24 protein-coding genes and 3 tRNA genes are annotated in these 25,883 nt (G+C 63.9%); 18 read left to right on the top strand and 9 right to left on the bottom strand.

Annotated features, from left to right (window positions below; genetic code table 11):
- Window positions 1-10 precede the first annotated feature (10 nt).
- The 7 genes from lepB (at window position 11) to nagZ (ending at window position 6,523) form a co-directional block, all read left to right on the top strand.
- Complete coding sequence (gene lepB / locus ACTJLC_RS19950; protein ID WP_073431799.1) at window positions 11-904, top strand: signal peptidase I; 894 nt, start codon at window positions 11-13, stop codon at window positions 902-904.
- A 173-nt stretch (window positions 905-1,077) separates the two neighbouring features.
- A complete protein-coding gene (rnc, locus tag ACTJLC_RS19945; RefSeq protein WP_310133752.1) occupies window positions 1,078-2,349 on the top strand; it encodes a ribonuclease III in 1,272 nt (423 codons plus the stop codon).
- A gap of 55 nt (window positions 2,350-2,404) precedes the next feature.
- Complete coding sequence (era, locus tag ACTJLC_RS19940) at window positions 2,405-3,304, top strand: GTPase Era (protein WP_073431801.1); 900 nt, start codon at window positions 2,405-2,407, stop codon at window positions 3,302-3,304.
- The gene (gene recO / locus ACTJLC_RS19935; protein ID WP_073431802.1) at window positions 3,291-4,202 is read left to right on the top strand and encodes a DNA repair protein RecO; all 912 of its coding nucleotides are present in this window, start codon (window positions 3,291-3,293) and stop codon (window positions 4,200-4,202) included. The genes era and recO overlap by 14 nt, the downstream gene beginning before the upstream one ends.
- A complete protein-coding gene (pdxJ, locus tag ACTJLC_RS19930) occupies window positions 4,199-4,963 on the top strand; it encodes a pyridoxine 5'-phosphate synthase (protein WP_310133756.1) in 765 nt (254 codons plus the stop codon). The genes recO and pdxJ overlap by 4 nt, the downstream gene beginning before the upstream one ends.
- Before the next feature lie 23 nt (window positions 4,964-4,986).
- Window positions 4,987-5,430 (top strand): holo-ACP synthase, encoded by a 444-nt coding sequence (gene acpS, locus ACTJLC_RS19925; RefSeq protein ID WP_073431818.1) that lies wholly within the window; start codon window positions 4,987-4,989, stop codon window positions 5,428-5,430.
- Between the two features lie 64 nt (window positions 5,431-5,494).
- Window positions 5,495-6,523 carry a beta-N-acetylhexosaminidase gene (gene nagZ, locus ACTJLC_RS19920; protein ID WP_440844927.1) on the top strand — a complete coding sequence of 343 codons (1,029 nt, stop codon included), beginning with the start codon at window positions 5,495-5,497 and terminating at the stop codon, window positions 6,521-6,523.
- A 123-nt stretch (window positions 6,524-6,646) separates the two neighbouring features.
- Here the strand turns inward: nagZ and ACTJLC_RS19915 are convergent, their stop codons facing one another.
- The 4 genes from ACTJLC_RS19915 to earP form a co-directional block, all read right to left on the bottom strand.
- Entirely contained in the window at window positions 6,647-8,029 is a 1,383-nt protein-coding gene (locus tag ACTJLC_RS19915; RefSeq protein WP_073431805.1) for a sigma-54-dependent transcriptional regulator, read from the bottom strand.
- Between the two features lie 314 nt (window positions 8,030-8,343).
- A complete protein-coding gene (locus ACTJLC_RS19910) occupies window positions 8,344-8,550 on the bottom strand; it encodes a CsbD family protein (RefSeq protein WP_083086595.1) in 207 nt (68 codons plus the stop codon).
- A gap of 275 nt (window positions 8,551-8,825) precedes the next feature.
- Window positions 8,826-9,383 (bottom strand): elongation factor P, encoded by a 558-nt coding sequence (efp, locus tag ACTJLC_RS19905; protein ID WP_012433870.1) that lies wholly within the window; start codon window positions 9,381-9,383, stop codon window positions 8,826-8,828.
- Between the two features lie 413 nt (window positions 9,384-9,796).
- Complete coding sequence (gene earP / locus ACTJLC_RS19900; protein ID WP_310133843.1) at window positions 9,797-10,990, bottom strand: elongation factor P maturation arginine rhamnosyltransferase EarP; 1,194 nt, start codon at window positions 10,988-10,990, stop codon at window positions 9,797-9,799.
- Between the two features lie 158 nt (window positions 10,991-11,148).
- Here earP and uvrC point away from each other — a divergent pair, with 158 nt between their 5' ends.
- From uvrC to ACTJLC_RS19875, 5 genes are all read left to right on the top strand, one after another.
- Window positions 11,149-13,356, top strand: a complete 2,208-nt coding sequence (uvrC, locus tag ACTJLC_RS19895; RefSeq protein ID WP_310133763.1) for an excinuclease ABC subunit UvrC — start codon at window positions 11,149-11,151, stop codon at window positions 13,354-13,356.
- 187 nt (window positions 13,357-13,543) lie between these two features.
- Complete coding sequence (gene pgsA, locus ACTJLC_RS19890; protein WP_073431808.1) at window positions 13,544-14,137, top strand: CDP-diacylglycerol--glycerol-3-phosphate 3-phosphatidyltransferase; 594 nt, start codon at window positions 13,544-13,546, stop codon at window positions 14,135-14,137.
- A 278-nt stretch (window positions 14,138-14,415) separates the two neighbouring features.
- Window positions 14,416-14,491 (top strand) — tRNA-Gly (locus ACTJLC_RS19885).
- Window positions 14,492-14,553: 62 nt separating this feature from the next.
- Window positions 14,554-14,629 (top strand) — tRNA-Gly (locus ACTJLC_RS19880).
- Window positions 14,630-14,732: 103 nt separating this feature from the next.
- Window positions 14,733-14,806 (top strand) — tRNA-Cys (locus ACTJLC_RS19875).
- A 132-nt stretch (window positions 14,807-14,938) separates the two neighbouring features.
- On the opposite strand, the gene ACTJLC_RS19870 is transcribed toward ACTJLC_RS19875, so the two are convergent.
- Complete coding sequence (locus tag ACTJLC_RS19870; RefSeq protein WP_310133766.1) at window positions 14,939-15,361, bottom strand: hypothetical protein; 423 nt, start codon at window positions 15,359-15,361, stop codon at window positions 14,939-14,941.
- A 335-nt stretch (window positions 15,362-15,696) separates the two neighbouring features.
- On the opposite strand from ACTJLC_RS19870, the gene ACTJLC_RS19865 reads away from it, so the two are divergent.
- The 3 genes from ACTJLC_RS19865 to ACTJLC_RS19855 all read left to right on the top strand — a co-directional run bounded on the left by ACTJLC_RS19865 (window position 15,697) and on the right by ACTJLC_RS19855 (window position 17,386).
- Entirely contained in the window at window positions 15,697-16,455 is a 759-nt protein-coding gene (locus tag ACTJLC_RS19865) for a TraB/GumN family protein (protein ID WP_310133768.1), read from the top strand.
- Between the two features lie 42 nt (window positions 16,456-16,497).
- Entirely contained in the window at window positions 16,498-16,698 is a 201-nt protein-coding gene (locus ACTJLC_RS19860) for a hypothetical protein (protein WP_310133771.1), read from the top strand.
- A gap of 193 nt (window positions 16,699-16,891) precedes the next feature.
- Window positions 16,892-17,386: a GNAT family N-acetyltransferase gene (locus ACTJLC_RS19855; RefSeq protein WP_083086602.1), complete on the top strand. Its 495-nt coding sequence runs from the start codon at window positions 16,892-16,894 to the stop codon at window positions 17,384-17,386.
- Between the two features lie 62 nt (window positions 17,387-17,448).
- Here ACTJLC_RS19855 and ACTJLC_RS19850 read toward each other — a convergent pair whose 3' ends face one another.
- The 3 genes from ACTJLC_RS19850 to ACTJLC_RS19840 are packed head-to-tail and all read right to left on the bottom strand — an operon-like array spanning window position 17,449 to window position 19,453.
- Window positions 17,449-18,312: a cytochrome c oxidase assembly protein gene (locus tag ACTJLC_RS19850; RefSeq protein ID WP_310133774.1), complete on the bottom strand. Its 864-nt coding sequence runs from the start codon at window positions 18,310-18,312 to the stop codon at window positions 17,449-17,451.
- Window positions 18,313-18,321: 9 nt separating this feature from the next.
- Complete coding sequence (locus tag ACTJLC_RS19845) at window positions 18,322-18,783, bottom strand: copper chaperone PCu(A)C (RefSeq protein WP_310133777.1); 462 nt, start codon at window positions 18,781-18,783, stop codon at window positions 18,322-18,324.
- Between the two features lie 16 nt (window positions 18,784-18,799).
- Window positions 18,800-19,453 (bottom strand): SCO family protein, encoded by a 654-nt coding sequence (locus ACTJLC_RS19840; protein WP_374709824.1) that lies wholly within the window; start codon window positions 19,451-19,453, stop codon window positions 18,800-18,802.
- 377 nt (window positions 19,454-19,830) lie between these two features.
- On the opposite strand from ACTJLC_RS19840, the gene otsB reads away from it, so the two are divergent.
- Window positions 19,831-20,580, top strand: coding sequence for a trehalose-phosphatase (gene otsB, locus ACTJLC_RS19835; protein WP_073431223.1), 750 nt, complete (start codon window positions 19,831-19,833; stop codon window positions 20,578-20,580).
- 55 nt (window positions 20,581-20,635) lie between these two features.
- Window positions 20,636-22,108 carry an alpha,alpha-trehalose-phosphate synthase (UDP-forming) gene (gene otsA / locus ACTJLC_RS19830; protein WP_310133781.1) on the top strand — a complete coding sequence of 491 codons (1,473 nt, stop codon included), beginning with the start codon at window positions 20,636-20,638 and terminating at the stop codon, window positions 22,106-22,108.
- A gap of 119 nt (window positions 22,109-22,227) precedes the next feature.
- Here otsA and ACTJLC_RS19825 read toward each other — a convergent pair whose 3' ends face one another.
- Complete coding sequence (locus ACTJLC_RS19825) at window positions 22,228-24,099, bottom strand: ABC transporter ATP-binding protein (RefSeq protein WP_310133783.1); 1,872 nt, start codon at window positions 24,097-24,099, stop codon at window positions 22,228-22,230.
- 666 nt (window positions 24,100-24,765) lie between these two features.
- On the opposite strand from ACTJLC_RS19825, the gene ACTJLC_RS19820 reads away from it, so the two are divergent.
- Window positions 24,766-25,830, top strand: a complete 1,065-nt coding sequence (locus ACTJLC_RS19820) for a glycosyltransferase family 4 protein (protein ID WP_073431176.1) — start codon at window positions 24,766-24,768, stop codon at window positions 25,828-25,830.
- The last annotated feature ends 53 nt before the right edge of the window (window positions 25,831-25,883 follow it).

Raw genomic sequence — 25,883 nt, 5'->3', positions numbered from 1 at the left:
ACGGAACTCTATGAATTTTGCGCTGATTCTTTTTGTGCTCGTCGTTTTGACGGGTATCGCATGGGTGGCGGACAAACTGGTTTTCATGCCGCAACGGCGCCGCGCGGCGGAAGCCGCGGTCGCCGAATTCGACCGTCAGCAGGCACGCATCGGCGAGCGTTTCGCCGACGAAAATGCCGCGCAAACGCGCGCCCGTCTGCGTGACGACAAGCTGCGTCAACCGTGGTGGCTCGAGTATTCGGCGAGCTTCTTCCCGGTGATTCTCGTGGTGTTCGTGGTGCGCTCCTTCGTGGTCGAGCCATTCAAGATTCCGTCGGGTTCGATGGTGCCGACACTGCTGGTGGGCGACTTTATCCTCGTCAATAAATTCGATTACGGCCTGCGCTTGCCGATCATCAATACGAAGATCACCGAAGGCCGTCCGCTGCAACGCGGCGACGTCGTCGTGTTCCGCTACCCGAAAGACGAATCCGTCGACTACATCAAGCGCGTGATCGGTGTGCCGGGCGATACCGTCGCCTATCAGGACAAGAAACTGACGATCAACGGTAAGCCGGTTCCTGAAACGCCGCTGCCGGACTATCTCGACGAAGAGCGCCTCGGTTACGCGAAGCAGTTCGAGGAAAATATCGAAGGACGCAAGAACGCGATCCTGAACAATCCCGCCGTGCCGCCGTTCATCATCGGCGCCGAGGATTATCCATATCGCGACAACTGCACGTACAACGCACGCGGCGTGATCTGCAAAGTGCCGCCGGGCAATTACTTCATGATGGGCGACAACCGCGACAACAGCGCGGATAGCCGGTACTGGGGTTTTGCGCCGGATAAGAATATCGTCGGCCGCGCGTTTTTCATCTGGATGAACTTCAGCAATCTGAAACGCATCGGCTCGTTCAACTGAGTTCGCGTGCACCGATTGCACGACACGTCGCGCGATGGCCAACGCATGGTCAATTAAGTCGCGGCGTGTTGTTACACCACTTTAAGAAGCTGCGGTAACGTCGCTTCAGCACGCTTTTTCCGCTGGCCGTCCCGCCTTTTCGCGGGGTAAGGCGCCCGCGTTATACTCTGCCCATGCCCCTATCTCCGTTGGAAAGCCGTTTGCGCTACGAATTTCGCAATGCGGAATTGTTGCGCCAGGCTTTAACGCACCGCAGTCATAGTTCCACGCACAACGAACGGCTCGAGTTTCTCGGCGATTCCGTTCTGAACTGCGCGGTGGCTGCGCTTTTGTTCCAACGCTTCGGCAAACTGGACGAAGGCGATCTGTCGCGCGTCCGCGCCAATCTGGTCAAACAGCAGTCGCTTTACGAGATCGCTCAGGCCCTCAATATCTCGGAAGGTTTAAGGCTCGGTGAAGGCGAATTGCGCAGCGGCGGCTTTCGCCGGCCCTCGATCCTCGCCGACACGCTGGAGGCGGTGCTGGGCGCGGTATTTCTCGATGGCGGTTTCGACGCCGCCCAAACGGTCATCAAGCGCCTTTACGTGCCGATCCTCGATCACATCGACCCCCGCACGCTGGGCAAGGACTCCAAGACGCTGCTGCAGGAGTATCTGCAGGGCCACAAGATCGCGCTGCCTACTTACACGGTGGTTGCGACTCATGGCGCAGCGCACAATCAGCAATTCGAAGTCGAATGCACGGTGCCGAAGCTGGACGTGAAAGTGTCGGGTTCCGGTGCGAGCCGCCGGGCGGCGGAGCAGGCCGCGGCCAAGAAGGCGCTCGACGAGGTGATGGCGGCGGCGCCCGCCGTGGTCGCCAAGCCGAAGCGCTCGAAGGGCGCCCGCGCGGCGAAGCACGCCGAGCCTGAGATCGTGCCCGGCGTGACCGGCGTGCAGGCCGCGCTCGATCTGCGCAGTCCGGATCGCAAGGGCGAACGCGGCACTGGGCGGACCGAGGCCCGAGCGGTAGCCGCGGCAGCAATGGAGCCGTCCGCCGAACGGCCGTTGCCGACAGCCGCTGCCGCGCCGCTGGCCGTGATTCGCGCCGCGCACGTCGAATATAGCGGGCAAGAGAAGTCCGAGCGCGCCGAGAAGGCGGATAAAGCGTCGGCTCACGGAGCCGACAAGTCGTCTGAGACGGCGACTGACCAGGCGGCAGCGGACAAGCCAGCCGAGAAGTCCGATACGAAACCGACGGAGGCGAAGTCAGCCGACGCGAAACCCGTCGAAGCCGCCAGCGTCCGCAGCGCCGAAAAACAAACCGAAAAACACGCCGACAAACACCGCAGCCGCGACCCCGCAGCCGGCGCAGCCGTGCCCGCGCCCGGCATGCCGGCGTCCACCGAACACGAACCCGGCGTAGCCGACGCGGTGCAAACCCGTGTCGCCGATGCGGGCCATTGATTGCCATCGGCGTGTCCATTCCGCGCGCCGAGTTGAACTTTGCCGTAGCCCGAATATGAACGCTCCCACTCCCACTGGTTTCCGCTGCGGCATGGTCGCGATCGTCGGCCGCCCGAACGTCGGCAAATCCACGCTGATGAACGCGCTGGTCGGCCAGAAAGTCAGTATCACGTCGCGCAAGGCGCAGACCACGCGCCACCGCATCACCGGCATTCATACGCTCGAAGACGCGCAGTACATCTTCGTCGACACGCCGGGTTTCCAGACCAAGCACAGCGGCGCGCTGAACCGTTCGCTCAATCGCGCGGTCACGTCCACGCTGACTTCGGTCGATGCCATTCTGTTCGTGATCGAAGCCGGCCGTTTCGGCCCGGACGACCAGAAGGTGCTCGACCTGATTCCGCCGTCGGTGCCCACGCTGCTGATCGCGAACAAGCTCGACCGCGTGTCCGATAAGGATTCGCTGTTCCCGTTCATGCAGCAGGTAAGCGCGCTGCGCGAGTTCAACGAAATCGTGCCGCTGTCGGCGAAAAATCCCGACGACATCAAGCGTTTGATGGCGACCGTCAAGCCGTTCCTGCCGGAAGGCGCGCCGATCTATGGCGAAGACGACCTGACCGATCGCAGCGAGCGTTTCCTCGCCGCTGAAATCCTGCGCGAAAAAGTGTTCCGCTGGACCGGCGACGAATTGCCGTACACGAGCACCGTGCTGATCGACAAGTTCGAAACCGAAGGGCGCCTGCGCCGCATTTTCGCGACCATCATGGTCGAGCGCGATACGCACAAGGCGATGATCATCGGCCAGAAGGGCGCCAAGCTGAAGCAGATCAGCACCGAAGCACGTCTCGATATGGAGAAGCTCTTCGACGGTCCGGTGTATCTGGAAACCTTCATCAAGGTAAAGAGCGGTTGGGCCGACAACGAGGCAGGACTCCGCGCGTATGGGTACGAATGACGCGTCGATGACGCTGAATTCCGACGCTGACCCGGACGACTCCCAGCCGGCCGCGCCGGCGCGCGAGCCGTCCAGACGAACCGCCAAAAAATCCTCCCCGAGCGCCGGAAGCGCGCAGGGCGCCGAGGGCGAGCCGCGCAAAGCGCCGGCGCGCCGCGCGCCCAGAAGCGCTGCGTCCGCATCCGAATACCGGATCGCGGAACAGCCCGCCTTTGTCCTGCATAGTTACCCGTATCGCGAGACCAGTCTGATCATCGACGTGCTCTCGCGCGATCATGGCCGTCTCGCGCTCGTCGCGAAGGGCGCGAAGCGTCCGCACTCCGCACTGCGCGGCGTGTTGCAAACGTTCCAGCCGCTCGCGTTGTCGTGGTCGGGCAAATCCGAAGTGCGCACGTTGACCGGCGCCGAATGGGTCGGCGGAATGCTGCCATTGACCGGCGGCGCGTTGCTCTGCGGCTTCTACGTGAACGAACTGCTGGTTAAATTCTGCGCGCGCGAAGATCCGCATCCGCAACTGTTCCATCATTACGTCGTCACGATGACGCGTCTCGCGCACGACGAACCGCCCGTGCAGGTGCTGCGTTCGTTCGAGCGCGTGCTGCTGCGCGAAACAGGCTATGCAATGGCGCTGGATCGCACCGTCGCGCGCAAGGCGGTGCAGGCCGAGGGCCGCTACGTGTTCGACCCCGAGCGCGGCGTGCGCGAGGCGTCCGACGATCTGCCCGCGCAATGGCCGGTGGTCGCGGGACAAACCTTGCTCGATATGGAACAGGACGATTACCATCGAGCGCAGACCGTGGCGCAAAGCAAAACGCTGATGCGCTTTCTGCTCAACACTTATCTTGGCGGCACGCCGCTCGCGACGCGCCAGATCCTGATCGACTTGCAGAATCTATGAGCTTCTTTCTTACGTCGCCGACCGTGATCGACCTGGGCGTGAACATCGATCACGTCGCCACGCTGCGCAACGCGCGCGGCACGACTTACCCCGACCCGATCCGCGCCGCGTTGCTCGCCGAAGAGGCAGGCGCCGACGCGATCACGCTGCACTTGCGCGAAGATCGCCGCCATATCGTCGACGCCGACGTCCACAAGCTGCGGCCGCTCCTGAAAACGCGCATGAACCTGGAATGCGCGGTCACGCAGGAGATGCTCGACATCGCCTGTGAAGTACAGCCGCACGACGTTTGCCTCGTGCCCGAAAAACGTCAGGAGCTGACGACCGAAGGCGGCCTCGATGTCACCGGCCAGTTCGAAGCCGTGCGCGCCGCATGCAGGCAACTCGCCGACGCGAACTCCCGCGTGTCGCTCTTCATCGACCCGGACGAGACCCAGATTCGCGCCGCGCATGAAGCCGGCGCGCCGGTGATCGAGTTGCACACCGGCCGTTACGCGGAAGCGCACGACCCCGCCGAGCAGCAGCGCGAATACGAGCGCGTGGTTCGCGCGGTCGAGTTCGGCGCGACGCTCGGCATCAAGGTGAATGCGGGCCACGGTCTGCATTACACGAACGTCCAGCAGATCGCCGCGATCGAGGGCATCGTCGAGTTGAATATCGGCCATGCGATCGTCGCGCACGCGATCTTCGCCGGCTGGGACAACGCGGTGCGCGAGATGAAGGCGATCATGGTCGCCGCGCGTCTCGGCGCTCGCGCCTGATGCGATCCGAGGCGGCGTCGCACATGGCGATCTACGGCATCGGCACGGACATCGTTCAGGTCAGCCGCGTGGCCGCGGTCATGACGCGCACCAAGGGCCGTTTCGCGGAAAAGGTGCTCGGGCCTGACGAGCTGCGCGTCTATCACGCGCGCCAGGCGCGTTCGGCGGCGCGCGGTCTCGCGTTTCTCGCCACGCGGTTTTCGGCGAAAGAAGCCTTCTCGAAAGCGATCGGCCTCGGCATGCACTGGCCGATGACCTGGCGCGCGCTGCAAACGCTCAACAAGCCGAGCGGCGAGCCGATGGTGGTCGCCTCGGGCGAACTGGCCGCGTGGCTCGACGCCCGCGGCATCACGGCGCGCGTGACGATCAGCGACGAGCACGATTACGCGGTGTCGTTCGTCATAGCGGAAACGGGGGCGGTGGCGCGAGAGCCCGTCGCTCCGCACGCGCCCGCCAGCGACGAATAAAACTCGAAGGCGGCCGCCCTGGCCGCGTCTTTTTTTGCCCTGAGCTTCCTTCTAGCGGAATTCGATGAAAACAACTCCCGGACCGGTCATGCTCGACGTGGTCGGCAAAACGCTGAACCACGACGACAAGCGCCGCCTTGCCCATCCGATGACCGGCGGCGTGATCCTGTTCGCGCGCCACTATGAGAGCCGCGCGCAATTGATCGCGCTGACCGATTCGATCCGCGCGGTCCGCGAGGATCTGCTGATCGCGGTCGACCACGAGGGCGGGCGCGTACAGCGTTTTCGCACCGACGGCTTCACGGTCTTGCCGTCCATGGGCAAGCTCGGCGCACTGTGGGACAGCGACGTTCTGCACGCGACCAAGGTGACGACCGCGATCGGCTACATCCTCGCCTCGGAGTTGCGCGCGTGCGGCGTCGACATGAGCTTTACGCCCGTGCTCGATCTGAACTACGGGCAGTCGCAAGTGATCGGCGATCGCTCGTTTCACCGCGATCCGCGCGTGGTGGCGCTGCTGGCGAAGAGCCTCAACCACGGCCTCGCGCTGGCCGGCATGAGCAATTGCGGCAAGCACTTTCCGGGGCACGGTTTCGCGCACGCGGACTCGCACGTCGCCATGCCGGTCGACGACCGCTCGCTCGACGAAATCCTGCGCGACGACGTGGCGCCGTATGACTGGCTCGGTTTGTCGCTGGGATCGGTGCTTCCCGCCCATGTGGTCTATCCGAAGGTCGATTCGAAGCCGGCGGGTTTCTCGCGCATCTGGTTGCAGGACATTCTGCGCAACAAGCTGCGTTTCGAAGGCGCGATTTTCAGCGACGATCTTTCGATGGAAGCCGCGCGCCAGGGCGGCACGCTGACCGAAGGCGCGAGAGCCGCGCTGGAAGCCGGTTGCGACATGGTCTTGGTCTGCAATCAGCCGGATGAAGCGGAGAAGGTGCTGGACGCGCTGCGCTTCACGCCGTCGAAGGAATCGCGGCAGCGCCTCAAACGTATGCGGCCGCGCGGCAAGGCGCTGAAGTGGAGCAAGCTGGTTGCCGACCCGCAGTATCTGCAAGCACAGGCGTTGCTGCGCAGCGCGTTCGCATAAGCCACGCGGTAGCCACGCAGCAATTATGCAGTGGCATTTAAGCGGACAAAAAAACGGCGCATCGAATCAATCGAGGCGCCGTTTTCATTCAGGCCGGTTGGCCGGCCCGCAAGATCGCACGACTCAGTTCAAACGCATCCGCTGCAACTTGTTGTACAGCGTCTTCGGGCTGATCCCCAGCAGCGACGCCGCGCGATGACGCGTGCCACCCACCGCATCGAGCGTCGCGCGAATCAGCATTTCCTCGACGTCCGCGAGCGGCGTGCCGACAGTGACCTGCACGCGGCTGCCGTTCAGATCGCGGCCGTTCGCGGAAGCCGTCTCGTCGGCGCGCAACGATTCCAGCACATCGCCCGACGCGTGATACGCACGCCGCACGCGATCCTGGAGTTCCCGCACGTTGCCCGGCCACTCGTAGGCGAGACATTCGCGCAGGAAGTTCGGGCCGATCTGCTTGGCGGCTTCCGAGGTGCCCCGCGCGGCCGCTTCGAGATTCAATTCGTCGACGGTCGCCTGAGCGATCAGCGCCGCATCCTCGCCACGTTCGCGCAGCGGCGGCAGCGTCACGGCGGCGGCTTCCAGCCGCAGCGCGAGATCTTCGTGCAGGCTGCCGTCGGCGACCGCCGCGCGCGGCATTTTGCGCGTGGAAGCGATCAGCCGGAAGTCCGTCACCACCTGATTGCTGCCGCCGACCCGCATGAAGGTCTGCGAATCGAGCGCGCGCAGCAGCGCTTCCTGTTGGACCCGTGGCAATTCGGCGATTTCGTCGATGAAGAGCGTGCCGCCGCTTGCCTGTTCGAACAGACCCGGTTCGCGCTGCTCCGCGCCGCTGAACGCACCGCGTTCGTGGCCGAACAGCAGGCTGTCGAGCGAGCGCTGCGCGGCGAGGCTGCCCGCGCTGCGGCAATCGAACGTGACGAACGGACCCTTGCGGCGCCGGCTCATGTCGTGCAGCGTGCGCGCCGCAACGTGCTTGCCGGTGCCGGCCTCGCCGGAGATCAGCACGGCGGCTTCAGTCGGGGCGATATGCTCGATCGTGTCGTAGACGTGCTGGATCGCCCCGTCGCGGCCCAGCATCGCGCCGAAACGGCCGAGCTGGCGCAGTGACGCGCGCAGCGTCTGGACTTCCTCGGTGAGTTCATACGGGCGCGGAATACGCGCGAGCAGACTGCGCAAACGCGGTATGTTGACCGGCTTGAGCAGATAGTCCCAGATGCCGTGCCGCAAGCCTTCGATCGCGCTCTCGACCGTCGCGTTGCCGGTCATCACGATCACGGGCAAGGCGCCGCCCGGCGGATGCGCCGGCAGATGCTGCAGCAAATCGAGGCCGCTGCCATCCGGCAGATTCAGGTCGACCAGCACGACGTCGGGAATGAAGCGTGTCAGCGCGGCCCGTGCCTCGGCGATCGTGGTCGCGGTATCGACGGAAAAGCCGTCGGCGGCGAGGATGGCGGACAGACCCGACAGGCTATTGGGATCGTCTTCAACAATCAGGGCGTGTGGCATGGCGAGCGCAATTTTTTAATGGGCGGAATACCGTGTGGGTCGCACCAGACAGTCTCTGGCGCGACCCGCGGGCGCGATGGCTGGCCGTTACTGCCGGTCGAATGCGAGGCCACCCGGGCAGCGTTTGCCAATGCGGCGCGGGCGCGGCGACTCGGCCGGCATGAATGCGGCGCACGGCGTGTCCCTCTCCATGCAGGCGAGGCGGCGGCGATTCGACTCATGTAGTTCTGGTCCTTTTTGCTTCTCAGCGGATGCGGTGCCCGGCCTGACCTTTATGACGTGGCCAGACACGGGCACTTTCTTCACAGGGTCGGTCAGAAATCCCGGTTGCTATCGAAGAAGCGGCGTACTTCGAGTTCGGCCTCGTCCCGCGTTTTACCGTAACGCTCCTGGATCAGGCCGGTGAGTTTGTCGGCGCGGCCTTCGGCCCGGATCAGTTCGTCGTCCGTCAATTCGCCCCATGCCGTCTTGGCCTTGCCGATCAACTGCTTCCACTTGCCTTCAGCGATGTCGTTATTCATCTCGCACCTCCCGAGTTGAGAAAAAAATAAAGCCATGCTGGCGTTCTTCGATGGTAAGCAGTGACTGTGCCAGACGCGTTTATCCAAACGAATCAGCGGCTTGGGGCAGGGAGCTGGACGGCGGACGGGCAATTTTGGGAAGGTTCCCGGTAAAGTTTTCCTCAACGATACACGGCGGCGCCAAAAAGAAAAAGCGCCCAGGACGGGCGCTTTTTTTTGCCATTTTTTTCCGGCGCCGGTGTTGCCCCGGCGCCAGAGTCAGGCTTGCAGCGCGCTTAAGCGCGGCTGCGGTATTCGTGCGTACGCGTGTCGATTTCGATCTTGTCGCCGATATTGCAGAAAAGCGGCACTTGCAGTTCGAAACCGGTGTTGAGCTTGGCGTTCTTCAGCACCTTGCCCGACGACGTATCGCCCTTCACAGCCGGTTCCGTATAGATGATCTCGCGGACCAGCGTAGTCGGCAGTTCGACCGAGATCGCCTTCTCGTTGTAGAACACGACTTCGCAAGCCATGCCGTCTTCGAGGTAATGAAGCGCGTCGCCCATCATCTCGCCTTCGACTTCGAACTGGTTGTAGTCGGCGTCCATGAACACGTACATCGGGTCGGCGAAGTACGAGTACGTGACTTCCTTGCGCTCGAGCACGACGACGTCGAACTTGTCGTCCGCCTTGTAGACGCTTTCCATGCCTGCGCCGGTCAGCAGGTTCTTGAACTTCATCTTCACGACGGCGGAGTTGCGGCCCGATTTGTTGTATTCGGCCTTTTGCACGACCATGGCGTCTGCGCCGATCATGACGACGTTGCCGGTGCGGAGTTCCTGTGCGGTCTTCATAAAACTGTCCTGTACGAAATAAGTAGCTTCAACTATTGCTCAACGGCATACGGCGCAAGCGGCTTCGGCGCTTCTCGCATTGCGCGCGGCGCGCCGCTTGAAGCGGGCGCGCCGGCAGCGATGCGGGAAACAAGGCCGGCTCGCTGTCGGAATCCACGATGGCGCCGCCTATGCGCGGCTCATGCAAACCCTGCAATCCGTTACCTGCTTTTTACCCTGTGCGGGCGTGTACACGAGTGGCGCCGATGCGCTGAACACGTCCTTGCCGATTTTCTTGCCGTTCGCCGCTGCTTACCGGGAATGATGAGAGCGGGTCGTGCCTCTTTCGAGGCACGTTGATCAGGCAGGTCGATCTGGGTAGGTTCGCTGTTGCGATCGGGCCGCGCTTGCGTCGTCGGCCGTTGGATAACCGCTTATTTTAGCTGAGTTTTTGCGAATAAGGCCAGATTTCCCGCGAGGTCGCCCACTTGCGCCAGTTCGCCCGCCCAATCGGCCGCGCGCTGCATGAGCACCGCCCGGTGGCGCTGGAATTCCGCCCAGTCCGGCCGGCCGGCGCCGTTCCACGCATGCCAGAAGCGCGCGAGGGCGTGTCGAGCGTCGGCGGGCAGCGTGCGGGCGTAGTGGGCGAGGGCGGCGTCGAGCTTGGGCAAATGGGAGTCGTCGGCTTGCGGGTAGATGTGCCAGACGAAGGGCTTCGCGGCCCATTGGGCGCGCACGAACGAGTCTTCGCCGCGCACGAAGTTGACGTCGCTTGCCCAAAGCAGCGCGTCGTAGGCGGGTTGCCGGGTAAAGGCGAGGGCGTGGGCGGTCAGACTGCCGAGTTCGGCCCGCGCGCCCGCGGCGAATGAAGGCAAGCCGAAAAAGCGCGCGATCGCACCCGAGATGCGGCCTTCCGGCACCAGCAGCACGACCGGCTCGGCGCTGTCGCGCCACTGTGCGAGCAGACTGTCGACAGCGGGGTTCTCATAGGCGAACAGCGAAACCACGATGGCCGCGGCGGGCGGCGGCGCGCGGCCGGTGGTTTCCAGCCACCATGCCTCGCGCGCGGATGGCGACGTCTCGAACGCCGTGCGCGCGGCGTCGAGATGCCGTTCTTTCAGCACGCCGCCCGTGCCGGGACCGAGCCCCGGAAAGAAGAACGTCTTGGTGAGCGGGTAGCGCGGGTGCGGCGACGGCCGCAGGTGAAAATCCGCGACCCAGTCCTCGGCGCTCAGATATTCGAGGTTGACCCACACCGGCGCGCGCTCGCGCCGCGCCATCGCGGCGACGTAGATCGGCGGCAGTTCGCAGGCGAACGCTTCGATCACGACGTCGGCCACTTCGAGCGTAGCGCCCGCATGCGCGGGCTCGTGCCAATGTTCGATGACGATGCCGCTCAACGTCTGGCGGGCGCGTTCGAGCGCCAGCGATGGGCACAGCTTCTGGAATGCGTGCAGGTCGTCGACGAACACGCGCACCTGCCAGCCGTGTTCGCTCGCGAGCTGGCGCGCGAGGCGCCAGCACACGCCGATGTCGCCGAAGTTGTCGATCACCGCGCAGAAGATATCGCAGGCGATGGCCGTGGACGCGGCGGGCGGTGCTTCGCAATGGGGCGTGGCGGCGGACATGATGGCGTGGGTCGCGGAGTCGAACGGATTCGAAGCCACGCGGAATGTTCTAAACTGGCGATTCTAAAGCACTCGTTCGCGGTGCGCGCGCCGGTTCATCGGAGCGCGCGGCACACGGAACAAGGCTTCGCGAGACCGTCCCATCCTACCGATTCTGCATGACCGAACCCGAAGCAACCGACGTTTTCGAGCCGAAACAAGTGCTCGCCCAATTGCCGCATCTGCCGGGCGTCTATCGCTATTACGACACGCACGGCGCGGTGCTTTACGTGGGCAAGGCGCGCGACCTCAAAAAGCGTGTCTCGAGCTACTTCACGAAGACGCTGCTGTCGCCGCGCATCGCGATGATGGTGACGCGCATCGCGCGCGTCGAGACGACCGTCACGCGTTCCGAGGCCGAGGCGCTGCTGCTCGAAAACAACCTGATCAAGGCGCTGGCGCCGCGTTACAACATCCTGTTTCGCGACGACAAGTCGTACCCCTACCTCAAGCTCACCGGTCACAAGTTTCCGCGCATGGCGTACTACCGCGGCGCCGTGGATCGCAAGAATCAGTACTTCGGTCCGTTTCCGAGCGCGTGGGCGGTGCGCGAAAGCATCCAGATCCTGCAGCGCGTGTTCCAGTTGCGCACCTGCGAAGACTCCGTGTTCAACAATCGCACGCGGCCCTGTCTGCTGCACCAGATCGGCCGCTGCACAGCGCCATGCGTCGCGGCCATCAGCGAGGAGGACTACGCGCGCGATGTCGCCAACGCGTCGCGCTTTCTGCTCGGCCGCCAAGGCGAGGTGATGAAGGAGCTCGAGCAGAAGATGCACGCGTTCGCGAGCGAGTTGAAGTTCGAGCAGGCCGCGGCGGTGCGCAATCAGATGAGTTCGTTGTCGACGGTGCTGCATCAGCAGGCAATCGAAGTCGGCAGCGATAGCGACGTCGACATTCTCGCGGTGGTGGCGCTCGGCGGCCGCGTCTGCGTGAATCTGGCGATGGTGCGCGGCGGCCGGCATCTCGGCGACAAGGCATATTTCCCGGCGCATGTGGAAAGCGCGTTGACGGTGGACGAGGGCGGCCTCGAGGAAGGCCGCGGCGAGGCGCTGGTGGACGTCGCGGCCAATGCAGGTTTGGTCGCGCAACCAGGCACGGGCGGCGAAACCGGCTCGCCGGACGCCGCCGACGCGCTCGCGATCGCGCAAGACATGCCATCGGAAGAAGAGGAAGACGAAGACGCCGCGCTCGAAGCCGAGGCAGATGATCTCGGCGAAGCGGATGCCGAAGCCGGGTCGGAATCCGAACCGTCGAAGCCGCGCAAACGCCGCGCGGCCGGCGGCATCGAGTCCGAAGTGCTCGAAGCGTTCATCGCGCAGCATTACCTGGGCAATCGCGTGCCGCCGGTGCTGGTGGTGAGCCACGCACCGTCCACCCGCGAACTCGTCGACGTGCTGATCGAGCAGGCCGGCCACAAGGTGACGGTGCTGCGTCAGCCGCAAGGCCAACGGCGCGCCTGGCTCGCGATGGCCGAACAGAACGCGCGGCTCGCGCTCGCACGCCTGCTGTCGGAGCAAGGCTCGCAGCAGGCCCGCACGCGCGCGCTCACCGATACGCTCGGCATGGAATGCGACGACCTCGCGCATCTGCGAATCGAATGTTTCGACATCAGCCACACGATGGGCGAGGCGACCCAGGCGTCGTGCGTGGTGTATCACCATCACAAGATGCAGTCGTCCGAATATCGCCGCTACAACATCACCGGCATCACGCCCGGCGACGACTACGCGGCGATGCGCCAGGTGCTCACGCGCCGCTACGAGAAGATGGTCGCGCAAGCCGCCGCGAATGCCGCCGACGAAGCCGCCGAGTTGCAAAGCGACGCGGCCGCCGATCCGTCGCTCGCGTCGGATGCCGCCGAGCCGTCGGCGGCGGGCGGCATCTTGCCGACCATCGTGCTGATCGACGGCGGCAAGGGCCAGGTCGAAATCGCGCGCCAGGTGTTCACGGAACTGGGTCTCGATACCGGCATGCTGGTCGGCGTCGCGAAGGGCGAAGGGCGCAAGGTCGGCCTCGAGACCCTGATTTTCGCCGACGGCCGCGCGCCGCTCGAACTCGGCAAGGAAAGCGCGGCGTTGATGCTGGTCGCGCAGATTCGCGACGAAGCGCACCGCTTCGCGATCACCGGCATGCGCGCGAAGCGCGGCAAAACGCGCCAGACCTCGCGGCTCGAGGAACTCGAGGGCGTGGGCGCGAAGCGGCGCCAACGGCTGCTCGCCCGCTTTGGCGGACTGCGCGGCGTGGTGGCGGCCAGCGTCGAGGATCTGGCCAGCGTCGAAGGGATTTCACAGGCGCTCGCGGAGCAGATTTATCGGCAATTGCACTGATCCTTTGCGGCCAGATGCGCGGTGGTTGGTGCATGCGTGGGTGAAAAGCGGGTAATAGGCGGACGAACAGGCGACGAACAGGCGACAAATAAGCGGCGCGCGGGCCCTGTCCGCGCGCCGCTTTGCTTGTGGCAGGCCTTGTGACGCGGCACAATTGCATCTCCCTTGTCAGACGCTGCGCCTGCCCATGCCGTTTAATTTCCCGATTTTCCTGACTTGGTTGCGGATCATCCTGATTCCGCTCGTCGTCGGCGTGTTCTATTTGCCTGACATGATGATGAGCCCGGCGCACCGCAATGTGGCCGCCGCGACCATCTTCGTCCTGGCGGCGCTCACCGACTGGTTCGACGGCTTCCTCGCCCGCAAGTGGAATCAGACCTCGGCGTTCGGCGCCTTTCTCGACCCCGTCGCCGACAAGCTGATGGTGACCGCGGCGTTGCTCGTGCTGGTGCAGCTCGCGCGGATCGATTCGGCGATCGCGCTCGTGATCGTCGGGCGGGAGATCGCGATTTCGGCGCTGCGCGAGTGGATGGCGCAGATCGGCGCGTCGAAGAGCGTGGCGGTGAATTCGCTCGGCAAGTTCAAAACCGCTTGCCAGATGGTCGCGATTCCAATGCTGTTGTACTACGGGCCGTTGCCGTTCGGCGGCGGCATCGTGGTCGATACGCGCGTGTGGGGCCTGTGGCTCATCTATCTGGCCGCGTTCCTGACCATCTGGTCGATGCTCTACTACATGAAGCTCGCGTGGCCGCAGATCCGCGAGCGCGGCGGTGCTGTTTGAGGGCTCGTTCACGGCGCGGTTTGTCGCGGGCTCTCGCGTGTGCTGCGTCGTGCATTTCGTTCCGGTAATGGCAAGAAGGACGGGCGTGAAGACCGCGCGTTGCGACGAGACGGTGAGTGAAATCTTTTCGGTTAAAGACATTCGCAAAAGGGGTTGACACGTTTCAGCCGTTTCTCCATAATCTCGTTTCTCCGATGTGAGCAGTTCGAAACGTCGGAAGCAGTAGGCAGGCAGTAGCAGCAAGAACGCAGCAGTAAGCAGCACAAAAGCAGTAATACGCGGGAGTAGCTCAGTTGGTAGAGCGCAACCTTGCCAAGGTTGAGGTCGCGAGTTCGAGCCTCGTCTCCCGCTCCAGTTTTCAAAGCAACGAGTTGTTTGGCGAAGTAAAAGTGCAAGGCGTTGTGAAGCAGTGCAATGCGGGAGTAGCTCAGTTGGTAGAGCGCAACCTTGCCAAGGTTGAGGTCGCGAGTTCGAGCCTCGTCTCCCGCTCCATACCAAGGGGAAGCAACGCTTCCCTTTTTGTTTGGTAGGCCGGTCCCAGAGGTTGGCAGCCAGATAAACCTGCGAATCTGCAGCTAGATTCCAGTCCGCTTGCGGCGCGATAGCAAAGCGGTTATGCAGCGGCCTGCAAAGCCGTTTAGGCCGGTTCGACTCCGGCTCGCGCCTCCAGTAGTTGATGTAAGGAAAAGCCCCGACTCGTCGGGGCTTTTCTTTTTCAGCGTCTTCTCATGCATGTCAATGCGGTGCGCGCAGTGTGATGCGAGGCGCTTTCCAACTATCGGCGCCAGGTCGATACGGTATTCAGAAGCGTCGGCTATAGGAAATCGCGACGGTGCGGCTGCGGCCATCCCGGCTATAGCTGATGGCCCAGTTGGTCAGCAATGCTCCGGTCAGCGCGCCCGCTACGTCGGCGACCAGATCCTTGTACGAAAACCCGCCGCCACGGCACGTGCCGTCGATGCCTTCCTTGATCAAGCCAGGTATCGTACCGATCAGCGTGCCGTAAATCACGGGATGCTCGGTGTCGCGCGTCAGGTAGGCGCCCAGTGCGCCGAAAGGCGCCGAGACTGCAAAGTGCTTCAGCTTGTCGCTGTGAAACCAGCTATCCGATGTTTGCATGCGATACCCACCGCGTCCCCCGTTGCAGTCTATGTCCGCATGCGCCGCAGCGCTTACGGTTAGCATCGTGGCAAGCCAGATGCCGTGTCGCCATTTCGTTGACATGTTTTACTCCCCCTTTTGTTTCTACGTTTTCGTTTCGACGTTTTTCTTATCGGGACGCATACCGGGCCGGTACCCGATTTGCGCGTCGCCAATCTGTGTTGTCGTTTTACAGGGGGGCATGCGTGGGAAACGTCGGTTGGCATACGACCATTCCGCCAACTGTGTGCGCTGTGCCGCAGATGCGGATAATGGCGGCTTCGCGTGCGGGTAATCACGCACGGCCAAAGCCGGCATCTCGAACACCGCTGCGTTTTTCCGCTGTTGGGATTGCGCTCGGCGTCACTACGTGAATCGCTCGCTTCTTCGCATCATTTTCCCGTCCGCACCGAGGCTGCATGTATCTACAACTCACCGGCACCCAGGTCCGTCTGCTGGGCTCGATGCATCTGTTCCCCGCAGCGAGCCGCAAGATGCCGCCGTGGATCGCCGAAGCGTACGACTGGGCCGAAGCGCTGGTCTTCGAGTCCGATCCGCCGACGATCCTGCCGTTTCTGAAGGCGCATCCGCACGACGGCGCAAACCGGCTGCGGTCGCTGCTATCCGCCGATGCCTGGCACCGTCTCGAGGCGGCGTGGCCCCTCGAGGGAGCGTTGGCGCCGCTCGCCGATCTGCGTCCGTGGGCGGCGTTGATCGTCGCGCCGACGTTGTTCCAGCAGGTGGTCGAAGGTGTCGAGCCGCGCATGCTGCGCTCGGCGATCACGCAAGGCAAACCGTATCGGTATCTGGAGACCGCGCAGGAAGTGGCCGCGTCGCTCGAATCGATTCCGCTCGATGCGATCGGCGCCGCGCTCGGCTTGCTGATGTCCGATCTGGCGGAACCGCAGCGCACGCTCGAGCGGATGCACGCAGCCTGGCTGGACGGCGATCTGGCCGAGGTGCAGCGCATCGCCGCCGAATCGCCGATGTTCAATTTGCCGGGCATCCGCGAGGCGATTCTCGATGCACGCAATCGCGCCTGGGCGGCGCGTTTGAAGGACTGGCCAACGCGTCCCGAACGGACGTTGGTCGTGGTGGGCGCGCTGCATCTGTGCGGTCCCGGCAACCTGATCGACTGTCTCGCGCATCCCGTCGAGCCGGTTTTTGCGAGCACGTAGCGGATTCGCGTCTCGCATGCCTCGCGGCATCACGAGTTGAGCGTGAACGCCTGTATTCGCCCGCACCTGCTCGACGCGCGCAACGCCCAGGCTCAGCGCGGTTATCAGATCCGCTATAGCGTTGGCCAGAAGCAATACGATCCGGTGCGGCATGGCGCGATCGGCGAACTGCTGGCGGCGGCCGATGCCGCGATGTACAGCCACAAGCAGGCGTCGAAAGCGCGCACCGTTCATAGCCGCTGAACGCGGCTCGGGGCGTCAGCGGGACCGGACGTGCTTCGTGCGCCGCGAGCGTCTCACGCTGCTTTTTGCGCATGCATCGTCACGATGCGTGCGGGTAACGATGCGCGCGCTGCCACATGGCTTAAGCGCAGCGCGCCCGGCATAATTGCGGATCGCCGCCACCAGGTCCGGCCCACTTCTTTTGAACCTTTCCATGAACGAACCGAAGCACACCGCCGCCGCGCGGCTCGCTGAAATCGAATGGCGCTGGAAAGCCTTCGACGAACTCACGAGCGCCGAAGTCTATGCCATGCTGGCCGCGCGCAGCGCGGTATTCGTCATCGAACAGAATTGCCTGTATGGCGATATCGACGGGCTCGATACCGACGCCTGGCATCTGTTGGCCTACGGGCCCGGCGCAACGCGTCCGCCGCTGGCCGGCTATCTGCGCGTGCTGTTGCCCGACGCCGATGATGCCGATATCCGTATCGGTCGCGTGCTGACCACCGCGGATTTTCGCGGCATCGGTCTCGGCAACGCGATGCTCGAACGTGCGCTCGAACACATCCGCGCGCAGTGGCCGCGGACGCCGGTTCGTTTGCATGCGCAGGCGCATCTTCAAGGCTTCTATGGGGCGTTCGGCTTCGCGCCGGTATCGGAAATCCACGAAGAGGACGGCATTCCGCACGTCTGGATGCGCTCGGCCTGAGCGTCGTCACGAAGCCCGGCGCGTGTGCGCCGAACGGCCGGCTCCTGTGCCGGACGCCTGGCTCAGCGTTGGCCGCGCGCCAACGCTTGCGCCGCCAGCGCGCGCCGTTCGCCGCGCAGGCGTCCGCGAGCGGAGAGCCGCATCCAGTGACGCAGCGCCACCAGCGCGCCGATCACGCTCATCATCGAGCCCGGAATCCACAGCAATAGCCCGCCGATCTGCTGATCGCGCATCGGACTCAGCCACGTGAAGGCACGGCCGCAGATCGAATAGATCGGATACAACTCGCGCGGCGTGAAGAAGATGAACGCGCCGAGGATGATTTGCGGCGGTATCGCGGCGATCACCACCAGCACGCGCTTGCCGGGCGACAAACGCGCCGGCGGCGCCGGCCGCGGATCGAGCACGAGCCACCAGAACAGCAGGCCGTCGATCACCATGCTCCAGTTCATCACGCGATAAAGCCGCCAGTCGAGCATCGCGACGAAATGCACCGGCGACATCAGCCAGAAGTAAATCAGGCCGACGAACAACGTGACCGCGACCACCGGATGCATCACGATATCGAGCAGTTTGCGCACCGCCGGGGTTTCGAGCGCGGGCCGCACGAAGCGCTGCCGCCAGTCGAACGGAATCCCCGCGCGCAATGCGGTGCCCGGATACGACAGCGCAATGAAGAACGGCCCGAGGTGATGCAGCACCAGATGCTGCGCGCGATGCATGAAGAACTCATGCTCGAAGAAATAATCGAGCCGCGTATGCAGGGCGACGTATAACGCCACCAGCCCGAACCAGAAGGAAACGCGCCGGGCGGCCGACAGCCTCGCTTTGCGCGCGCCGCGCACGAAGAGGATCGCCGGCACCAGCAGGGCGATCACGACGGTCGGCGAAAACTCCCAGGGATCGAGCCAGTAGAGCAGGTTCATCGCGGCGGGTTACTTGATCTGGGCCGGCGATTTGACGGCGAACGGCGCGTCGAGCGTTTCGCCGTCGGAGAACTTCAGCTTGAGACGCACCGTGTCGCCCGGTGCGATCTTGCGCTTCGCATCTTCGAGCATGACGTGATAGCCGCCCGGCGCAATCGCCACCTGGCCGTGCGCGGGCACCGTGAGCCTGTCGACCATCACCATCTTCTGCGACGAACCGTTCGACACGGTCTGATGCAGCATCGCGTCGCCATAATCGCTGCTCGAAATATCGACGAGATCGACCGGCTTATCGCTGGCATTCACGAGCGTCGCGTAGCCGGCGGCGGGCAAGTTGTTGGGCAGCCAGCGGACCCAGGCGTCCTTGACGCTGATCGCCTGCGCGCCGGCGGCTTGCGCGGGCGGAGCGAAACCGAACGAAAGGGCGAGGGTGCAGGCGAGGGCGGCGAACGGTTTTTTCTTGATCGACATAGTGGAATCGGAAAGGTCAGGAGCGGTCATCGATGATACGGCGCAGGTCCTGCGCGATCGCATCGGGGGTGTCGTGGTCGGTGGCCAGCAGACGCGCGCGGCCTTGCGGATCGAACACGTAGACGGCGGAGCTATGGGTCACTTCGTAGCTGCCATTCGGGTCGCGCTTTTCCATCTGATAGGCGACGCGGTAGCGCTTGGCGAGCGACTCGATTTGCCGGTCGGTGCCGGTCAACCCTTCGGCGTGTTGCGAGTCGAAGGCGCCGACGTAATCGTGCAGGGCCTGCGGCGTATCGCGCGCGGGATCGACGGTGATGAACAGGATGCGCACTTTTCGCGCGTCGGGGCCGAGCTTGCCGAGCACTTGCATTAGCCGGCCCATCGTTTCCGGGCAGACATCCGGGCAATGCGTGTAGCCGAAGTAGACCAGCGCGGTGCGGCCCTTGAACGAATCGCCGTCGACGGCGCGGCCGTCGTCGGCGGTCAGCGTGAAGTCGAGGTCCGGCAAGTGCCCGGTCACATTGGTCAGGTGCCAGGGCTCGGCGCGTTGCGTGCAGCCGGCGAGCGCTGCCAGCGCGGCGATCGCGACGACCGCGCGCAGCGCGAACCGTTGCACCAGGCGCGGCCGGTCTGACGGTGCGCGATCGGCTTGCCGGCGTCGTGATGAGATGGTCGGGAACAAAGCAGGTATCAATGACTCGATTAAAAAGCGGCGCTTGAAGGGCAGCCGCCATCGCCGCCAAGCCGCGAGATCGTGCAAATATGAACGTGACCGCAACGGTCCGGCGTGGCAGCGACTGTATCGCAAAATCTCCGGTGGCGTCGTCGAGCGCCCGCTGGCGCGCGGTTTGCGAGGCAATTTGACGCACGCCGATGAAAGCCGGCTGCAGCCTGATCGTTCTCTTTTTGAATGCAATCCGAAGCGGTCTTGCCGCGCGCCGTCAGGCCGAGCCTGTGTCCTCGCTTACTTTCTCGAAAAATTGACTGATGCGCGGTAAGATGCGCACACTTTTCCGGCCGCACAAGGCTGAAAGGCAAAACCAACCGATGCAAGTACTTCCGGCTGTCCTGTCTCCGAGCGAGACGGCATTTTTCTTCGATTTCGACGGTACGCTCGTCGAGCTCGCACCCACGCCGGATGGCGTGCAGGTCGAACCTCGCGTGGTCGAACTGCTGAGCGAACTGCGGCGTTTGACGAACGGCGCGGTCGCGGTGGTGTCGGGCCGCGGCATCGACAGTATCGACGCGTTCCTCGGCATGCCCGACCTGCCGATTGCCGGCCTGCATGGCGCCGAGCGGCGCGACGCGAACGGCGACACGCAGCGCATCGGCTTTCACGATCAGCGGCTGTTGCGAATGGAGCAGGTGCTCGCGCAGGTGGTCAACGAACATCCCGGCATGCTGCTCGAAATCAAGGGCGCGGCGCTCGCGCTGCACTACCGCAACGCGCCGGACCGCGAGCCGGTGGCGCGCGAGGCGACCGAGCGTCTGGTGGCCGATTACCCCGGCGCATACGTGCTGCAGCCCGGCAAGATGGTCTACGAAATCAAGCCGAAGGACGTCGACAAGGGCCGCGCGATGCGCGCGTTCCTGGACGAGCCGCCGTTCGTCGGCCGCTTCGCGGTGTTCGCCGGCGACGATCTGACCGATGAGAAAGGCTTTGCCGTCGTCAACGAGCGCGGCGGCCTGTCGATCAAGGTCGGCGTGGGCGAGACGATGGCGCATACGCGCATCGAATCGGTCTCCGCGCTGCTCGACTGGGTCGAATCGATTATCGCGGCGGCGCACAGGGCATGATCGCCACGCCGCGCCGCTCAACGCACCTAACGCACCGTATCGGGAATCGCGCTTCATGAGCCGACTGATCATCGTATCGAACCGGGTTGCGCCGATCTCGGAGGGCGGCCCGGCGGCGGGTGGTCTGGCGGTCGGCGTGTACGACGCGCTGAAGGAAACCGGCGGCATGTGGTTCGGCTGGAGCGGCGACGTGCTGAGCTCGGGTCAGCCGCGGATCAAGGTCGAGGAGCGCGGGCCGGTGACCTTCGCGACCATCGCGCTGATGCGCCGCGACTACGATCAGTACTATCGCGGCTTCTCGAATGCGACGCTCTGGCCCGCGTTCCACTACCGCGCCGATCTGTTGCACTACGACCGGCACGACTTCGAGGGCTACGGGCGGGTCAATGCATGGCTCGCGCAGCAACTCGTGCCGCTTCTGCGCGACGACGACGTGATCTGGGTCCACGACTATCACCTGATTCCGTTCGCGCAGGCGTTGCGCGCGGCCGGTGTGAAAAATCGCATCGGCTTCTTTCTGCATATTCCGTTTCCGGCTTCGCAGGTGCTGCTCGCGGTGCCGCCGCATCGGGAACTGGTCGAGGCGCTGTGTTCGTTCGATCTGCTGGGCTTCCAGACCAGGCCGGACTTGCGCGCGTTCTGCGATTACATCGTCAACGAGGCGAACGGCACGGTCGACGCATCGGCGAGCGGTCCGCTCACCGTTCACGCGTTCGGCCGCACGTTGCGCGCGTCGGCGTACCCGATCGGCGTCTATCCGGACGAGATCGCCGAACTGGCGAAAGCCGGCGAGCGCGGCAAACCGGTGCGCACGATGAAGGCGACGCTGCATTCGCGCAAGCTGATCATGAGCGTGGACCGCCTCGATTATTCGAAGGGGCTGGTCGAGCGTTTCCGTGCCTTCGAGCGTCTGCTCGAACATGCGACGGCGCAACGCAACAAGGTGTCGTTCCTGCAAATCGCGCCGCCCACGCGCGCTGACCTGCACGCGTACCAGGACATTCGTCTGCAACTCGAAGGGGAGTCGGGACGCATCAATGGCCGCTTCGCCGAACTGGACTGGACGCCGATTCTCTACATTCACAAGCAATACGAGCGCTCGGTGCTGGCCGCGCTGTTTCGCACCGCGCACGTCGGTTATGTCACGCCGTTGCGCGACGGCATGAACCTCGTCGCCAAGGAATATGTGTCGGCGCAAGACCCGGAGAATCCGGGTGTGCTCGTGCTGTCACGCTTTGCCGGCGCGGCGCAGGAACTGGATGGCGCGCTGATCGTGAATCCGGTCGATATCGACGGCATGGCCGAAGCGCTTGCTCGCGCATTGGACATGCCGCTTGCGGAGCGCCAGGCGCGTCATCGCGACATGATGGTGCAGTTGCGGGAGAACAATGTGTCGGTGTGGCGCGATAACTTCATGCGCGATCTGCAAGGTGTCGACGGCGCGGGGAATGGTGCACGGAGCACCAGAAGCGGGAAGGTGCGCGCCGTGGCGGGGAAAAAGGCGGCGCGCGAAACGCTGGCCGGATAGCGCTTTAAAAAGGCTGCCTCCCGAGGTTCGGAAAAACAGAAAAGCCGCTTTCGAGCGGCTTTTCTGTTTGTAGCTTGCTGACGGGTCGCAGCGCGGGGTTACAGCGCGTCGCGCGTGGCTCAGACCACGTGCTGTTCGTCGACTTTCTTGCCGCCGACATGCAGCGTCGCGCCCTTGCCGTACTGCTTCGACAGCAGATCGCGGTACAGACCGGGGCGCAGGCGCAGCTCTTCCGGGCTGCCGTCGTCGATCACCTTGCCGGCGCTCATCACGATGATCCGGTCGAAGTTGTTCAGCGTCGACAGGCGGTGCGCGATCGCGATCACCGTGCGGCCCACCATCAGGCGGTCGAGCGCTTTCTGGATCGCTTCTTCCGACGCGCTGTCGAGCGCCGAGGTGGCTTCGTCCAGCAGCAGGATCGGCGCGTTCTTCAGGATCGCCCGAGCGATCGCGATGCGTTGACGCTGGCCGCCGGAAAGCTTCACCCCGCGGTCGCCGACAATCGTGTCGAAGCCTTCCGGCATCGCCTCGATGAAGTCCGTGCAACGCGCCTCGCGGGCGGCGGCGAGCACTTCTTCGCGGCTCGCTTCGGGACGGCCATAGGCGATGTTCTCGTACACGGTGCGATGGAACAGCGAGATATCCTGCGGCACCAGCGCGATCGCATGGCGCAGGCTGTCCTGAGTGATGGTGGCGATGTCCTGGCCGTCGATCCTGATCGCGCCGCCCTGGGTCTCATAGAAACGCTGCAGCAGCGCCAGCACGGTGGACTTGCCCGCGCCCGACTTGCCGATCAGGCCGACCCGCTGGCCCGCCTCGATATGCAAATCGAAGTGATCGAGAATCGGACGGCGGCGCGGGTAGGCGAACGTCACGCCTTCGAAGTCGACCCGGCCGCCTTGCGGCACGAGTTCCGTCGCGCCGTCGCGATCCGGCATGCCGTGCGGTTCGAGCAGCGTGCGCACAGCCTCCGCGAGCCGCGCCACGTGCTGCGTGACGTCGACGAGCGCCACGGCCAGATCGCGCGTGCCGTGCAGAATCGTGAAGCCGAGCGAACTGACGAGCACGATGTCGCCGGAAGTCGCCCGGCCCTGGTCCCACAGCCACAGCGCCCAGCCGAGCAAACCGGCCGAGAGCAACGCGGTGATCACCGCGTGCAGCAGGCGCAGCTTCTCCAGATACAGCAGGCTCTGCTGGCGCGCCTCCATTTCCGCCTTGACGGTCGCGCCGAAACGCTGCTGCTCGCGAAACGTCATGCCGAACGCGCGCACGAGGCCCATGTTGCTGATCACGTCGACCAGTTCGCCGTCCACGGAGGCCGCCCGGGTGGCGAAATGATGATGACGCGCCGAGCCGCGGCCGGCGAGCTTGTACAGCACGACCGACAGGATCGCCGAGCACAGCATCAGGCCGCCGGCCATCAGCGGATTCACCGCGGTGATCATCACGATCGCGCCCAGCACCGCGATGCACGGCGGCAGCACGTTCCAGGCGGTGGTGTTCTCGGCGGTGTACACCGCGTTCGAGGTGGCCGTGATCCGGCTCGCGAGCATGCCCGGCTGCTTCTCCGAGTAATAGGTCGGCGAGTGTCCGCTCAAATACTGGAACAGATCGCGCCGCAAGTCGCCGGTCACGGCGACGAACGTGTGCGCGGCGACCCAGCCGCCGACCCGCCACAGCAGGTTGTCGGCGGCGATCAGGCCGACCAGGATGGCGAACGCCCCCCACAGCGGACCGGGATGATGCCGGCCCTGGCCGAGCACGTCGATCAGGTGTTTGATCGCGTATTGCGATGCGAGCGCACAGCCCACGGCCGCGAATACGCTGCACACGACGATCGCATGCGCGAGCGGGTGGCGGCGAATAAAGCGGAAAAGAAACGCAAGCGGCCGATGCGCATAGCTCGCGAGCTTTGCGTTCTGGGCGTTGCGCTGGGCGATGGTTAAGTGTTCCAAATTGATCGTGGGTTCGATGGGTTTCGGCTTGCGCATGCAAAGCGCGGGCCATACGGAAAAAAGGGTTCGCCGCGAACCCGATGCTTCGCATTGTAAACATGCAAAAGCGATTACGCCCTGGGTATCCGGGCCATGACGCGAGTGATTTCGCGATAGAACTGCACAACCTGTAGTTGCTCGACCGCCCAGCACGGCGTGGGGTTCACGCCGGCTGCGAAAAGTTTCGAGATACAATTACAAATTGCCTTCAACCGAGGCGCGTCATTGCTTCAACGCTGCCGGTAAAGTTGACGCGCAAGCTTGCAAGAGCTTGCACATGTCGGGTCGACCGGACCTGTCCAAGGCCAACCGCCACTGTAGAACCGCCTTATAAAACAAGGGTTTGTAAAGTGTTTCCCTCGTGTAACAACGTAAAGACTTTGAAATGTCGTGGCGCGGCAAGGATTCGGGCATCGATAATGCGTGCTCCGTAGGCTCCTGAAATTTCTGACAGTTTGTCAACGTAGGCCGCGCGAGTGCGTTTACCGGCACATGCGCAGACGGTGATCGACTGGTCTGGGCCACTATCCAGGCGACCCATCGCAAGATTTCTCGAAGAATCAGGCCGCGCCGGCATATCCGGCAGGCGGCCCGGGCGAGCAAGCGAGTCGCTTTTATCAAACGCAGTACCTTTGCCTGATTTTTTACGAGGAGTTCTTCATTATGCGAATCGCTCAAATCGCTCCGTTGCACGAGGCGGTTCCTCCCAAGCTGTACGGTGGTACGGAACGCGTCGTGTCCTACCTGACCGAAGCGCTGGTCGAACAGGGCCATGATGTGACGCTGTTCGCGAGCGGCGATTCGCAAACCTCGGCAAAACTCGAAGCATTCTGGCCGCAGGCGCTGCGCCTCGATCCGACCATTCGCGACGTGATGGCGCCGCACATGCTGTTGCTCGAGGAAGTGCGCCGCCGCGCGGACGAATTCGACGTGCTGCATTTCCATATCGACTATTACCCGTTCTCGCTGTTCGCCCGCCAGCCGGTGCCGTTCGTGACCACGCTGCATGGCCGTCTCGATCTGCCGGAATTGCAGCCGATCTTCAACACGTTCAGCGACGTGCCGGTGGTGTCGATTTCGGACAACCAGCGTATTCCGCTGCCGCAGGCGAACTGGCTGCAAACCGTCTATCACGGCCTGCCGGAAAACCTGCTCACGCCGATCAAGGACGTGAAGCCGAGCTACCTCGCGTTCCTCGGCCGCATCTCGCCGGAAAAGCGTCTGGACACCGCGATTCGCATCGCCCAGCAAGCCGGCATGCCGATCAAGGTTGCCGCGAAGCTCGACAAGGCCGACCGCGCCTATTACGAAGAAGTGATCAAGCCGCTCATGTCGCTGCCGCACGTCGAGTACATCGGCGAAATCAGCGAATCGGAAAAGACCGAGTTCCTCGGCAACGCCCACGCGCTGCTGTTCCCGATCGACTGGCCGGAGCCCTTCGGTCTGGTGATGATCGAAGCCATGGCTTGCGGCACGCCGGTGATCGCGTTCAATCGCGGCTCGGTGCCGGAAGTGATCGAAAACGGCGTGTCGGGTTTTGTCGTCGAAGATGAAATCAGCGCGGTCGCCGCGGTCAAGCGTCTGCACACGCTGCCGCGCGAAACGGTGCGCAAGGCGTTCGAGTCGCGCTTTTCGTCGAAGGTCATGGCGCAGAACTACGTCGCCACCTACGAAGAACTGCTGCGTCAGAAGCATCGCACGGTGCTGCGCGAAGTCAACGCCAGCTAATGCGCCATAGGTAAAAGCAGTCAAGCCGGTTCACCAGGCGCTTTTGGGCGCTC

Origin of the sequence: Paraburkholderia sp. 22099 (assembly GCF_052045835.1) — a bacterium.
Taxonomy (GTDB): domain Bacteria; phylum Pseudomonadota; class Gammaproteobacteria; order Burkholderiales; family Burkholderiaceae; genus Paraburkholderia; species Paraburkholderia terricola.
The sequence above is the reverse complement of the archived record's forward strand: the minus strand, read 5'-3'. Positions and strand labels throughout refer to the sequence as shown.